The sequence below is a fragment of the Acetobacter tropicalis genome (assembly GCF_030644465.1).
GTDB classification, from domain to species: domain Bacteria; phylum Pseudomonadota; class Alphaproteobacteria; order Acetobacterales; family Acetobacteraceae; genus Acetobacter; species Acetobacter tropicalis.
This window is the reverse complement of sequence record NZ_JAUYUW010000001.1, coordinates 2,874,947-2,888,783: the sequence shown is the minus strand read 5'-3', so window position 1 is coordinate 2,888,783 and position 13,837 is coordinate 2,874,947. Positions and strand designations below refer to the sequence as shown.

General features: G+C 57.9%; 12 protein-coding genes. 6 read left to right on the top strand and 6 right to left on the bottom strand.

The window, feature by feature from the left end:
• Window positions 1–4 precede the first annotated feature (4 nt).
• A complete protein-coding gene (locus QWU00_RS13080) occupies window positions 5–241 on the top strand; it encodes a DUF6587 family protein (protein WP_035378012.1) in 237 nt (78 codons plus the stop codon).
• 153 nt (window positions 242–394) lie between these two features.
• Window positions 395–1,561, top strand: coding sequence for an MFS transporter (locus QWU00_RS13075; protein WP_035378010.1), 1,167 nt, complete (start codon window positions 395–397; stop codon window positions 1,559–1,561).
• 150 nt (window positions 1,562–1,711) lie between these two features.
• Here the strand turns inward: QWU00_RS13075 and QWU00_RS13070 are convergent, their stop codons facing one another.
• From QWU00_RS13070 to QWU00_RS13050, 5 genes are all read right to left on the bottom strand, one after another.
• The gene (locus QWU00_RS13070) at window positions 1,712–2,917 is read right to left on the bottom strand and encodes an SMP-30/gluconolactonase/LRE family protein (RefSeq protein WP_035378008.1); all 1,206 of its coding nucleotides are present in this window, start codon (window positions 2,915–2,917) and stop codon (window positions 1,712–1,714) included.
• A gap of 127 nt (window positions 2,918–3,044) precedes the next feature.
• On the bottom strand, window positions 3,045–4,481 hold the full coding sequence (gene pyk / locus QWU00_RS13065; RefSeq protein ID WP_006558606.1) for a pyruvate kinase: 1,437 nt from the start codon (window positions 4,479–4,481) through the stop codon (window positions 3,045–3,047).
• 36 nt (window positions 4,482–4,517) lie between these two features.
• Entirely contained in the window at window positions 4,518–5,540 is a 1,023-nt protein-coding gene (locus tag QWU00_RS13060; protein ID WP_035378006.1) for an SH3 domain-containing protein, read from the bottom strand.
• A gap of 89 nt (window positions 5,541–5,629) precedes the next feature.
• Window positions 5,630–6,124 (bottom strand): DsrE family protein, encoded by a 495-nt coding sequence (locus QWU00_RS13055; RefSeq protein ID WP_052051160.1) that lies wholly within the window; start codon window positions 6,122–6,124, stop codon window positions 5,630–5,632.
• Window positions 6,121–6,897 carry a HesA/MoeB/ThiF family protein gene (locus QWU00_RS13050; RefSeq protein ID WP_035378003.1) on the bottom strand — a complete coding sequence of 259 codons (777 nt, stop codon included), beginning with the start codon at window positions 6,895–6,897 and terminating at the stop codon, window positions 6,121–6,123. Before QWU00_RS13050 ends, QWU00_RS13055 begins: the two co-directional genes overlap by 4 nt.
• 183 nt (window positions 6,898–7,080) lie before the next feature.
• Here QWU00_RS13050 and QWU00_RS13045 point away from each other — a divergent pair, with 183 nt between their 5' ends.
• Entirely contained in the window at window positions 7,081–7,695 is a 615-nt protein-coding gene (locus tag QWU00_RS13045; RefSeq protein WP_035378211.1) for a DUF2939 domain-containing protein, read from the top strand.
• A 290-nt stretch (window positions 7,696–7,985) separates the two neighbouring features.
• On the opposite strand, the gene QWU00_RS13040 is transcribed toward QWU00_RS13045, so the two are convergent.
• Window positions 7,986–8,219 (bottom strand): DUF3126 family protein, encoded by a 234-nt coding sequence (locus tag QWU00_RS13040; RefSeq protein WP_006558600.1) that lies wholly within the window; start codon window positions 8,217–8,219, stop codon window positions 7,986–7,988.
• Between the two features lie 267 nt (window positions 8,220–8,486).
• Here QWU00_RS13040 and QWU00_RS13035 point away from each other — a divergent pair, with 267 nt between their 5' ends.
• The 3 genes from QWU00_RS13035 (at window position 8,487) to QWU00_RS13025 (ending at window position 13,667) form a co-directional block, all read left to right on the top strand.
• Window positions 8,487–9,011, top strand: coding sequence for a hypothetical protein (locus QWU00_RS13035; RefSeq protein WP_052051159.1), 525 nt, complete (start codon window positions 8,487–8,489; stop codon window positions 9,009–9,011).
• A 548-nt stretch (window positions 9,012–9,559) separates the two neighbouring features.
• Window positions 9,560–11,326 carry an alginate export family protein gene (locus QWU00_RS13030; RefSeq protein WP_392388279.1) on the top strand — a complete coding sequence of 589 codons (1,767 nt, stop codon included), beginning with the start codon at window positions 9,560–9,562 and terminating at the stop codon, window positions 11,324–11,326.
• A 349-nt stretch (window positions 11,327–11,675) separates the two neighbouring features.
• A complete protein-coding gene (locus tag QWU00_RS13025) occupies window positions 11,676–13,667 on the top strand; it encodes an OPT family oligopeptide transporter (RefSeq protein ID WP_035377999.1) in 1,992 nt (663 codons plus the stop codon).
• The last annotated feature ends 170 nt before the right edge of the window (window positions 13,668–13,837 follow it).

Here is a 13,837-nt window from a genome sequence, read left to right as displayed (position 1 = left end):
TCCTGTGACACAGATTCTACTTGTCGGCCTTGTTGTCCTTCTCTGTGCCGGTTACTGGCTCCAGAGGCTCGCACCTTCCGCCATGATCCCTCTCTGGCGTGCCCTCGCAGGGCTGCTGGCCGCCACACAGGCGCTTCCCGGCCTCCGCACCAAAGCGGAGCGACTTGCCACCCCCTCCAGCGCAAGCCCCGGCTGTGGCGGATGCAAAGGCTGTGATGATAAAAACGGCAGGTGCCACTAGAACAGCGCGTCTTCTAGCGTTGCAGCGCCATCGTCCCTGAAAACACATCCTGCGGACAGATCAAAAACGGTCTTCAGAATAAAATCAAAGCAAACAGCCTTCATTGTAGCTCTGACACGCTGGTAGCCTGCTAAAAGCGCGCTACAAGGGATCATGTCTTCTTCCTCACAGGGCCGCATAAAACCCCTCTCCGCCACGCCCGTTCTACCCATCGCGTGCTTGCTGGCGGTGGGTATGATTTTCGGTCTGACCTACGGGCTCAGCGCGCCCTTATTCACGCTTGAACTGTTTGACCGGGGTTACGGCGCACAGATCATTGCCGCCAACGCCATGATGCACGCCGTTGGGGTTCTGAGCGTTGCCCCTTTTCTGCCGCGCATTGCAGCCCATTTTGGGCCGCGCCGCCCTCTGGTTCTTGCCCTTGGGGTCATCGCTTCTGTGCTCGTGCTTCTGCCAGTGGTGCCCTCCATCTGGTTCTGGTTTCCCCTGCGGCTGGCTCTTGGCTGCGCCACGGAAATTCTGCTCATCCTGTCTGAAAGCTGGCTGAACCAGATCACAGCGGACCAGACGCGCACACGCACCATGGGCCTCTATAGCTCCATGCTCTCATTAGGATTCGCACTGGGGCCACTCATTCTTGCTGTGGCCGGGCGACACGGATTCACGCCCTACGCCATAAGTGCAGGCTTTGTCCTGACAGCACTGGTGCTGGTCTGCATGCCTTGGATGCACGCTCCCGCGCTGAAACGGGCAACCCATTCGGGGTTGTGGCGCTACATCAGCCTCGCCCCTATCGCCATTGGCATTACGTTGCTCATGGCCATGCTGGAAGCCGCAGGGTCCTCCTTCCTGACACTTTACGCCATTCGTAACGGCTGGACCGAGCAGGCCGCCACGCTGCTGCTGTCTGTCATGCTGCTTGGGGCCATTACCCTCCAGTTTCCACTCGGCTGGCTGGGGGATCGTATGAACCGCAGGCACCTGATGATCGGCCTTGGCGTTGCCTCCTGCCTCGGCGCGTTGCTCTGGCCGCTGGGTATCACGCATCAACCATGGGCCTATGGGCTTCTGTTTGTGTGGGATGGTCTTTTTGCAGCTATTTATACGCTGGCCATGTCCGTCGTCGGCAGCCGTTTTTCTGGTGGAGACCTTGTCTCAATCTACGCGACAACCTCTGTTGCCTGGGGCTTGGGTGCCTTCATCGGCCCAGAAATGGCGGGCACGGCCATAGACATCAGCCGCCATGGCCTGCCTTACTTTGTCTCTCTGGCCTGCGGCCTGTTCACGCTCCTGCCCATTTTCCTCAGGAAAAGTGCTTAAGGCGCTCAGCAACGCTCTGGACTGCCGCCTGAGGAGTCTTTTTCCCAACCAACGGAATAGAAGACTGAGACCTCGCGCCCTCTTCTTCCCCCATCCCTTAGTCGCAAGCAGTCACTCAGCACTCAGCACTCAGCACTCAGCACTCAGCACTCAGGCCGGGGCAACGCCCTGTGTGTTCACCTGCAAGCGGTAAAGAGATTCCCCGGCGCACATGAACAACCAGTTCCGCTTGGGACCGCCAAATGTGAGGTTGGAGACTCCATGTGGCAGGCGAATGCGGCCGATCAGATGCCCTTCCGGGTTGAACACGAACACACCGCACAGACCCAGTGGTCCCCCGGCCCCGCACCACAGATTGCCGAAAATGTCGGCCTTCATGCCATCTGGCCCCATCTGCACGCCCTGAAACCGCATGTTGGTAAACAGGCGCGGATTGGCCAGTGTGTTGTCCTTCTGGATATCAAACACATGAATGGCCTGATCGCCATCATGCCCATTCCCTCCGGGCTGCCGACCTGAGGAGATAGCGTAAAGACTTTTATGATCGGGCGAAAAACACAGTCCGTTGGGGTTAGGCAGTTGGGCCTGTGTCAGCACCGCTTCAATCCGACCTGAAGGATCCACACGGAAGGTATGATCCGCCTGCCGTTTGTTGCCGCCAATCTCACCAATCAGTTCTTCACCCAGACGCCAGCGTATCTTGCCATCCGGGTTGGCTTCACCGCCCGGTTCATCCGCGTGGCCCTCGGTAAAGCCATCCCCATAACCGGGGTCTGTAAACCAGATGCCGCCATCCGGATGCACCACCACATCATTAGGAGAATTCAAGGGGCGACCTTCATAATGGTCCGCAATCACGCGCACGGACCCATCATGCTCCCATCGGATCACACGGCGCAGGAAGTGCTCGCAAGAGATCTGGCGCCCCTGATAGTCAAACGTATTGCCATTGGAGTGGTAGGATTCCGGGCGGAAAACCGTTACCTCTCCCGTTTCCCACAAATAGCGGTACTGGCGGCTGGTTACGGTATCACTGAACAGCAGATAACGCCCTTCAGAAGACCAGGCGGGCCCTTCCAGCCATGTTCCCTGATCCCACACCCGATGAATGGTGGCGGCACTGAACAGCAAGTCCCGGAAAGAGCGATCAATAATCACCACATCCGGGTCTGGCGTATAAGACGGCGGCGCGCCCGGCCCCCACTGGCGGGGAGGGTTGGTCGTGACATCTGGCGGGCGCACATTTTCCGTGACATCCGCCACAGGTGCAGCCCCGGTTGCAGCCAGCCCGGCAGAAAGGCACCCCAGCCCCTGTAATAATTTACGGCGCGGCAAGTGTCCGTTGGCTGGCTTCATCCGTTATCTCTCCTGCCTTGTATCATCATGCTGGCGGGGAAATACCGTGTCATACACCCCCTGTCATCCGGTGGTTCCGCACCGCTTCCCAGACCATAGAGCATGGAAAGCCATGCGTTTCCCATTATCAGGGAATTTTTGCCACCCGCAACAGATTGGTGGACCCTGCAACACCAAAGGGAACCCCTGCGGCAATAACAATAGAATTGCCAGAGCTGCCCACCTTGGCCTGTGCAACCACTTCCTGCGCGATCGTCACCATTTCTTCCACACTGGTGCCGTTGCGCCGATCATCGCTCACAAAAGCCCGCACACCCCATACCAGCGCCATGCGCCGGGCGGCTTCCTTAGTGGGGGTAATGCCCAGCACGAGGCAGAGCGGGCGTTCGCGCGCAATACGGAACGCCGTAGCCCCCCGGTGTGTATACGCCACAATGGCGGAAGCCTTGAGTGTGTCCGCCACCTGCTGGGCAGCGCTGGCAATGGCGTCCACCACGTAATCTTCTGGCGCAAGGCGGGCAACGGCCATCATGGACTGCCATTCCGGGTCCTGCTCAATGCGCCAGATAATCCGGTTCATGATCCGTACGGCTTCCCGCGGATACTGCCCCGCTGCAGATTCAGCAGAGAGCATGACGGCATCCGCCCCATCAAACACCGCCGTCGCCACGTCCGATGCTTCGGCACGGGTGGGCGTGGGGGAAGAAATCATGCTTTCCAGCATCTGGGTGGCAACAACCACCGGCTTGCCCAATTTGCGAGCCAGACGAATAATCCGTTTCTGGGCCAGCGGCACGTTTTCTGGCGGAAGTTCCACCCCCAGATCTCCACGGGCCACCATAACGGCATCTGTCAGTTCCAGAATGGCTTCCAGATTATCCATGGCCTGCGGTTTTTCCAGCTTCACCAGCAGGTTGGCGCGATCCCCGATCAGGGCGCGCGCCTCGCTCACATCTTCCGGCCGCTGCACGAACGAAAGCGCGACGTAATCCACCCCAAGCCCCAGCGCGAACGCCAGATCACGCCGGTCCTTTTCTGTCAGGGCTGGAATAGGCAGCGTCACATCCGGTACGTTGACGCCTTTGTGGTTGGAGAGAACGCCCCCAACCTCAACCCGCGTATCCAGCCAGTCCGGCCCCACCTGCTCTACAATCACGGCCAGTTTGCCATCATCCATCAGCAGGCGGCTGCCGGGCTTGGCGACAGCAATAATTTCCGGATGCGGCAGACGGACGCGCGTTTCATTCCCCGGTTCATCCGAGAGGTCAAAACGGAACGGGGCCCCCGGCTTTAGCGTCACCTTGCCGTCAGCAAAATTTCCTACACGCAGCTTAGGGCCCTGCATGTCTGCCAGAATGCCAATGGGTTCCCCCAGTTCCGCTTCCACCCGCCGCACAATGGCATGGCGGGCGGCATGGTCCTCGTGCGTGCCGTGGGAGAAGTTGAAGCGAAACACATCTGCCCCGGCCTGAGCCAGATCACGGATTGTCTCATAATCGGAAGAAGCCGGGCCGAGCGTTGCCACAATCTTTGTACGGCAATGCAGCGCGTTTGTTGTAGGCATGATTTATCTTTTTCCTTATCCGCCCGCCACCGGTCTTCAGGAAGGTGAGATCGCTTCCTCTGCGTCCACACCCCAGATCGCACGACGGGATATCCAGCCGGTGTACTGCTTGACCGAAACCTTGCACCAGTCCGCACCAGCCGCACACTCTTTAACTGAGCCGACTGTACCCGGTTTCAGGATCGCCACAACCGGGGCATCAGTCCGGGCGCTGGCATAAAGCGGTACCGCCCCGGCAATAGACTTGGCATCATCAGCCGTCGCCACAGTGCCCAGCACGCGCGTATCCATATGACCGGAGGGTGGAATTTTCACACCATTTTTATCTGTTTTTTCGGGAATAGGGCTTTCATCGCCGGGCGCCTCACCCGGAATCAGGAAGTCCCGACCACCAGAGATGGTTGCCTGCTGAACCCAGCCTTTCTGCCCGGTAGGATCTTCAACCAGGCGCCACACGTCAAATTCGCGCTCAATACGCATGGGCATGCCACGGCGATGATACACCCATAGAATGGGGAAGCGACGGCCCGGCCCGGCCCGCATATTCACTTCATCCGCCCGCAAGGAGGCATAACGGGGCAAAGGGAGCCCTGTTACAGAACCTTTCGGGGGTTCAGGCGGTGTTGCCTCGGGTGGTGGTGCGGCGTCCGCAGGTGTTGCCGCGGCATTGGTAGCAGCGGCTCCGGCTGCAACACCCGCTGCACCAGCAGCTACCGCCGCTTTGTGCTTGTCCGTTCCGTGATGAACAGCCGTATGGCCCGCAGTTGCGTGATGCCCCTTGGAGCCCCCGTGGGCCTTGTCCTCATGATGTGCAGCCGCACCATGCGCATGCTTGCCGGAAGCCGCCTTCTGGCCGGAGGCATCCTTTGCCTCTCCTGCCTTATGAGACGCGGCCTTTTTTTTGACTACCGCATCATGTGCAGCAGAGGCTGCATGCGTATGGTGTTTATGCGGGGCTGGCTTCTTTTCAGCCGCCACGGCACCAGACACGGCAAATACGCAGCCTGCTACGCAGGACAGCAACTGAAACCGGAACATTGAAGACATTCTGAACATCATGGCTGCATCCCTGCCAAGAGAGGGCCATCGCGGCAAGAGGCTTGCACGTTTGAACCCTCGGGCACTCTCTCCCAAACCGTGTTGGTTCCTTAGAAAACAGCCAAACGGGCTGCCCCTGCCTGATCCAGAAAAGTAGGAAGCCCCACCACAGCCACACCCGGAAGAAGCGCCTGCTCAGACACAGACATGGCTTTCAAACCGGAGTCGCACACCATCAGGCTCACCTCCTCCAGTTCAGTCAACGCAGTGCGCAGGGTTTCCACGCCTGCCACCCCGGCTTTCTGCCGCGCAGCATCCTGCTCGGGCTGTTCAAGCCCATCCCATTTCTCACAAAAGGCTGCCACGCCAGCCCCCATGCCAAACAACAAAACTGTTTGCCCCAGCGCACTGGCCGTAACAGCCAGCATCAGCGCGGCATGCACACGTTCGTACCGCGCTTCCACCACCATGATGGCCAGATCACACATACCCCCTTCCGCATAGGCAGCGGCGGCGGACAGGCCGGAAACGCCTGCAAGCGGCCCCACCGAGGCAGAGGCGTGAGACCGTGATGGCGTGCGGGAACCAGCGGAAGACGTGCTCATGCGGAAACATCCTGCTCGGCGCTGCAAACGGGGCATGTAGGGTCCCGTCGCAGGGCAATGGTGGTAAAGCGCGTGGCCAGAGCATCCCACATCAGAAGGCGTCCGGCCAGGGATGTGCCCAGCCCCAGCAATTCTTTCAGGGCTTCTGTCGCCTGCAATGTACCCATTACCCCGGTAACAGCCCCAAAAACGCCTGCTTCCCCACAGCTTAAACCCTCTGCCACACCATCTGTTTCCGGATAAAGACAATGGTAACAGGGGCCATCCTGCCAAGGGCGAAATGTGGAAAGCTGGCCCTCAAACCGCTGCACGGCGGCAGACACCAGCGGCTTACGCGCTTTTACGCACGCCGCGTTCACCAGATAGCGGGTAGAAAAATTATCACATCCATCACACACCAGATCATACCGCTGCACCAGATCATCCACGGTTTCAGCCGTCAGACGCATGGGCCATGTTTCAACAGTTGTTTCCGGATTAAGCGCCTCCAGCCGGGCACGGGCGGACTCCACCTTTCGCACCCCCACAGCCTCCGTGACATGCACAATTTGCCGTTGCAGATTGGAAAGCTCGACCACGTCATCATCGACAAGCCCAATCCGTCCAACACCGGCGGCGGCCAGATACAGCGCCACGGGCGAGCCCAACCCACCTGCACCAATAATCAGCACGGAGGCAGCCCGTAGAGCGGCCTGCCCCGTACCGCCCACCTCAGGCAGCAGAATATGGCGGGAATAGCGCTGAATTTCGGCTTCGGTAAATTCAAGCGCCATCCATCTGATCCTTTCCAGAACACCAAGCAGAGCATAGAGCCCGATTTTCCCCGCGTTGTAAGGAGTTGGGGGAGTTGTGTCATATCTTGAAAGAAATATGACAAATTAGTCATGAAACTATGCATGGGTGGCATGCGTCTGCTATATGTGAATTACCAATTTAGCATACGAGGATTGCATAGCATGATTGCCCTCACCACACCCGGACGCTCTGCCCGGTCAGCCAGTCTGCCTTCGCGCCAGACCGCGCGGAAAGTGTGTGTTGGTGCCTCAGCGGCAGCCTTCGGGCTTTATCTTGCGTCTCCTTTTGTCACGCTATGGACTGTTGGAACGTCTCTCCAGACGCATGATATGGCCTCCTTGGGGCATGTCATCAACTGGGGTTCTCTGGATGCGTCCATCAAACATCAGGCGCTCTCCGGTCTTAATCTGCTTCAACCCGCATCGGATGATCTACCGGAGTTTGGCTCCTCCTTTGCTTCCACAGCCGTCTCCAACGCAGTTGATATCAATGTGACGCAGGCCAATCTGGGCACGCTGGTGGATGAAGCCATGCCTGCAGCCCTCCCTGCCAAGCAGCCAGCACCCTCTCTGGGGGCGCTGATCAGCAAAACTTCGTTCCGTTTTGCACGGCTGGACCAGTTTGAGGCTTCCATTCCCCTGCCCGGCCATGAACGGGAAACGCCCTTGAAAATTGAGATGCGCATCCAGGGCTGGCATTGGAAGATCACAAAGGTGGATTTCCCCGTGGCACGGCAGCCGACCCTTACCGCCTCGGCAACGCCCTCCAACGCCTGAAGGCACGGTGGGAGAGCCAACAGTCAGAGATTCGGGAAGGGTTTCCGAGGCTGAAAAGGCAGGTTTCATAGCCTGATGCGCGGCCATCGCCTCTGGGTGATGAGTAACTCTTCTGCCACCAAGAAACCCGCTGGACCGCCGGCTTTTCAAACACTCTTTCAGGGGCTACCGTGCGGTCCGCACCCCACCAGCCGCAGGCTCGGCCATTAAAAAGGCTGCATGCTATAAAGCCATGCAGCCTTTTTTCGTCTTTGGTACCGGAAAGCCTCTGCAATCGCAGGAGAGAAACCTTACTTTTCGGCGGGAAGATCTTCTTCAAGCAGAACCATGTTGATGGCGTAAGACACTTCACCTTCATCATCATCACGATGAATGGTGCCAATGACTTCGCCATTTACGGCCAGCTCAACAGACATACCGGCACGCGGCGGCTTGTTGACCGTCAGCCCGGCAGACCCAAGCAGGCGGCGCAGGGCTGTTTGCAAACGGGCGATTTCAGAAGGTGATGGGGTGCTGCCGCTCATGGAAACTCAATCCTTGGGGTGGGGTTGCGGGTTCATAGCCAGATCACACAGGGCTTATAGCGGCAACCCGCGGCGCCGCCATGGTTCAGGTTCCCCTGATGTCTGACGAATTGGGCCTGCTATAGAATAGCCTGCCCTCTTGCCGCAACCTTTCCGTTTAAACGCCTTCTCCCCGCCATTTTCGGGCAGCTATTCTTTCATCAGTTTTATCCGGTTTTTTTACTGCCACCCTCAGCGCCCTTACTGTCAGGAAAGGAGACCGATTTCATGCGTCTTGCCCGTTTCTCGGCCCTCTTTCTGCTTGCCGCGGGAACAGTTGGGGCCTTTTCCCTTACCCTCACGGATCACCCTCTTCAGGCAGTTCCTCATCAGACGACTGATTCCTCTTCCTCTCACCTGTTACACATGATTGAAACGGATGGCGCGCGTCAGACGGCTGAAACCCTGAACAAGACACACAAATGGTCCGAGGTCAGGCAGGCCGTAAGCAGCGGACAACTGGACACCGCGCGCGTCATCCCCGCCCTCATGCCTTTGGCGGATGCCTCCACCGCCCGCTCGTTACGGCTGGCCATGCGGTATGCATTGCCGGCTCACCCTGCGGCGGTGCTGGCCTCTACAACTCAGGCCAGAGACCCCAATTTCAGCATACAGGCCGTCTGCTCGCCGGAAGGTATGCCCCGCAGCTGGCGCGTGCGTGCCCGACAGGCCGTAATGGCGATGCATGATATTCACTTTTCCGTGCGTGCAGATACCTGCCTGAAGGCGCTGGATGGCTCCGCCGCACACTAAAAAATTGTCCTGCTGTGTTCCAGAGTCCTTTCGCAGTTTTGCACTCTATCCGCAGTAGAGTGCGCCCTCTGGCGTGGACTTTCGGTGATGGTTCCCAAAAAAACTGCTTTTTAAATTTTATTTTTCACACGCAAACGCGAGATGACAATCTGCTCATATAGTCATACCCATAGTGCAGAGCAGAAAAAACCAAAGAGCATAGCCGGTGTTTTCACCTCACTATGCCACCCAATTTTAAGGTACTCGCGATGCACAGCATTCTTTTGAAGACTGAACCGGTCTTTCAGCCTGCGTCTCTTTCTTTTTTCCCCCCGGCTGTGCCCTGTGCTGTTCTCCCGCATTCTGACGCGCGACTTACTCCCTTCAGGCGTAGAACGATGTCAACGCCCGTCTGACACCGTAACAGGTGTTCAGACCGTAGAGAGTCCGCTTCCCCAACCAACAATAAAAAATACGGATCGGCTCTCTTTCCAAAACATGTCAGTTCAAAGTTACGAACCATGGAAAACATTGGCTACGTTCTTCCAAAAAAAAATTTTTGGAGTTTGATGTCTTCTTCCCTCACGCCCGCACCGTTCACGTCTCTTGGCCTCCTCGCGGCCATGGCCTGTCTTCCGGTTGCGGCCCATGCGGCACATACGCCAGAAACGGCACCCAACTCCGCCATTATGCAGCACCCGAATGTGCCTACATCCCACCCCTCCACCCAGACAAACACGCTGGCAGACCCTCACGGGCCAACCCCGGAGCATGAACACCCAGAACCCATGAAAAGACCTGGATTCTGGGACAATATGCTTCTGCCACCGCTGACCAGCCGACCGGAAGCCTACGGCCAGCCGCAGTCTCTGGAACTGAAACCTCTTCCGTCAGCGCTGCTGCATCAGGGGCCTTGGGGGGTATTCAACGCCAACACGGGGGCGGCTGCCGGTTTTGGCACCGTTGGCTATTACGCAGTCTCCCGCTGGGCGGAAGACTGGTCTTCCCTGCGGGACAAACGTAACCGCATTGATATGCTGGACCCCCTGAAATACATCCCGTTCAATGACAGTGGCTCCATCTATCTCAGCCTGAGCGGTAACTTCCGCCACCACGGATTTTATGATCAGAAGGCCGGGTTTGGCACCCTGCGCACCAGCCCCTCCTACCGGTCCAACCTGCGCTGGAACGCCGGCGCAGACCTGCACCTGGGCCAGCATGTACGCCTCTATGGTGAGTTGATGAGCGCGCAGGCAGGCGGGATGAACTATTTTGGCTATGCCGGTGGCCGCTGGCGCAGCAAGCTGGATGCCCAGCAGGCATTTGTTGAAGTGCGCGGTCATATGCTTGGGGCCACCATGGGCGCCATGGTGGGGCGCATGACCTTTCTGGATGCCCCGCCCTACGTGACCGCTGGCGCGGTGTATCCCACCCTGCCCTATTCCTGGAACGGGCTACGCGGTTACGCCTTCTGGAAGCGCTTCCGGTTTGACATCTTTGACCTCAGCCTGACCAATAACGCTCCGCCCGTAGCCTTTCATGATCAGGTGGGGTGGCGGTCGCGGCTATTTGGGGCTTACACATCCTATGCGCTGCCCAACTTCAAGCTAATGAACAGAAACAGCCAGATTTTTGTTGATACATTTTATCTGGGCTACCTGCTGGCCAGCAACCCGATTGCCGCAAGCCGTGGCACCATCCCCGGGTCCACGCACCGCGATACACCCGGCATGCGCGTATGGGGCAACGCTGGCCCCATTGAATTCTCTCTGGGCGGCATGTGGCAGGGCGGTGAGTTCCGTCCGGCCAATAATGGACGTACCCGCCCCGTATCTGCCTATTCCTTTAACGCCACCGTTTCATGGCGCTTTGCCAACTGGTGGGGGCGTCCGGCCATCGGCATTCAGGCTGACGATATTTCAGGCGGTGATACCCGCAAGAGCCAGACCAGCAGTTGGGGGAACTTCCTCTCCCCGTATGTGCCGAGCGCGTACTATCTGGATATCAGCACCTATATCGGCAACTCCAACCTTATTGATGTTGGGCCGATTGCCACAATCGCCACCAGCCGGAACACATCCCTGCTCATGAAAGTGCCCGTTATCTGGCGCAGCAGCGTGAATGACGCCATTTATTCCAACCCCACCGCGCCATATGCTTTCCGGCCCAGCGGAGCCTATACGGCCACCATGCCACAGGCCAGCTTTACGTGGCGCGCTACCAGACACGTAACATTCAGCATAGACGGAGAATATGCCTTTGCCTCCAAATCCCTGATCAAGGTAGGGGCGTCTTCTGGCGCATTTGTACAAACCAATCTGGAACTGACATTCTGATCGTATCGTCCTGATAACTATCAGTCGGGACACAAACGGTAACAACAGAATACAAGGGACAATTTCTAAGCTCTTCCCGAGCTTGCCTTCCCGGAAAAGACCTGCAGGCCCGGCCTCGCAGGTCTTTTTTATAGAACGAACGGCCCATCCGCACTCCATGAATTACGGGCTTGCTCCGCCCCGCTTACCTGCACCGTTGCTGTTCCGGTTCATTCAGGGGCAGACAAGCCCGCTCAGGCATCGTATCGAGAAGTTTATGAAAGACGGTCAGCAGGCTGCTTCCGCCTGCCCGGAGCACCGATCCTGCACCAGCCGTCCAGTCCATAACGACCACACGAGGCCTTGGCGTATGACGCATCCTTCCCCCCTGCGAGAACTTACCCTGCGCGGGCTTATTCTTGGGGCACTGATTACCGTCGTTTTTACGGCATCAAACGTGTATCTGGGCCTGCGTATAGGCCTTACTTTCGCATCCTCCATTCCAGCAGCCGTTATTTCCATGGCGGTGCTGAAGGCGTTGGGAAAAGGCACCATTCTTGAAAATAACATGGTGCAAAGTCAGGCTTCTGCCGCCGGTACGCTGTCCTGCGTATTCGCCACCTTTCCCGGTCTGATCATGACGGGAATATGGAGCAACTTTCCGTTCTGGCAGACGGCGGGTATTTCTCTTGCTGGAGGCATTGCCGGAGTGCTGTTTACCATTCCCCTTCGCCGCGCACTCGTAACGGAAAGCGCATTGCCTTACCCGGAAGGCGTTGCCGCAGCCGAAATCCTACGTGCCGGAGCGGAAGAGGGAAACAGCCGAAGCCTAAGCGCACTAATCAGCGGGAGCGTGGTTGCTGCCCTCTTCACGTTCGCCAGCAATGGCCTGAGGTTACTGGCGGATACCGTTACCCTCACCACCACTGTGGGGACAGCCGTCTTTCAGGCGAGTGGCGGCCTTTCTCTGGCCTTGATCGGGGCTGGTTATCTGGTGGGGTTAGCCGGAGGGCTGGCCATGCTGGTAGGGTGCATACTGGCGTGGGGATTGGGGGTGCCATGGCTAACTGCGCATATGTCCAACCCGGACCATTTGAGTGCCGCCACCTTCGCGCAATCCATGTGGCTGCATAAGGTCCGCTTTATTGGAGCAGGCACCATCGCCATGGCCTCTGTGTGGACCCTTGTGGAACTGATGGGGCCAGTCGCCCGTGGTTTGCGCTCCATGGTGCTTGCCAGCCGCGACCCTCTGACAACCGATCGTGACCGAGATCTGTCTCCACGCATGCTGGGCCTTCTGCTTGCCGTGACCGTCGTGCTGCTGGGCAGTTTTTTTGCAGCGTTTCTGGCACCCGTCGCCCATGGTATCTGGCCTGCTGTTATTGCGGCCGTGCTGTTCTGTGTTGTGTTCGGGTTCATTATGGCTGCGGCATGCGGCTACATGGCCGGGATTGTTGGCTCCTCCTCCTCCCCTATTTCCGGCATTGTCATTATTGCCGCAGTGCTGTCCGCCCTGATGATTCTCGGACTTGAAACACTCGGACTGATGCCTGCCGAGTTGATGGCCAACAACCAGACACTGGCAACCGGCTTCACCATCCTGCTGCTCTCCGCCATTACGGCCATTGCCGCCATTTCCAATGATAACCTGCAGGATCTGAAAACCGGCCAGCTTGTAGGGGCTTCTCCCTGGAAGCAGCAAGTCGCACTTATTGCAGGATGCGTGGTGGGCGCTGCCGTTATTCCGCCCGTGCTGAACGTTCTCTATCAGGCCTACGGGTTTGCAGGCGCCATGCCCCGGCCGGGCATGGACCCCACCCACGCCCTTTCCGCCCCTCAACCAGCCCTGATTTCTCTCATTGCCAAAGGGATTTTCACTCATTCCCTTGACTGGAGCATGCTGTCTCTGGGCATCGGGCTTGGCGTCGTTCTGGTTATTCTTGATCTGCTGCTACGGCGTCGCAAACTTTCTCTTCCGCCGTTGGGCGTAGCTGTTGGTATCTATCTCCCTCCTTCCGTCAGTGTTACGCTCGCAGTAGGCGCTATTATGGGCTGGCTGCTGAAACGGCACATGATGCGCAGCCGTGCACATGCGGCCTCATCCCGACACACGACTTCCCCAACACCAGTGGCAGAGCATGATGCCAGCGTTGGCACCATGTTGGCCTCGGGCCTTATTGTAGGAGAAAGCCTGACTGGCGTAGCGCTCGCCATTCTGTCTGGCGCTTTGGGGAAGGACGATGCCCTGTCCCTCGCCGCATGGTTCCCCGCCTCCGTAACAACTGTGTTGGGTTTTATAATTTTCTGCGCAATCTGCCTCTGGTTTTCCCGCACGGTGCTGAAACCGGAACCAACACAATGATCTGAAAACTGCTTATGATTTATTCCCTGAGGCAGGCCCAGAACCCTGCCGCAGGGGTAAAACAAGGCATCTCATAACGCGTTTCAGACAGTTTCCCTGCCCAGGTCGTATGAGACCGGACCTACGTAAATACCAAAAAATAAACTTTCCCAAAAAGGCATTGAAATCTC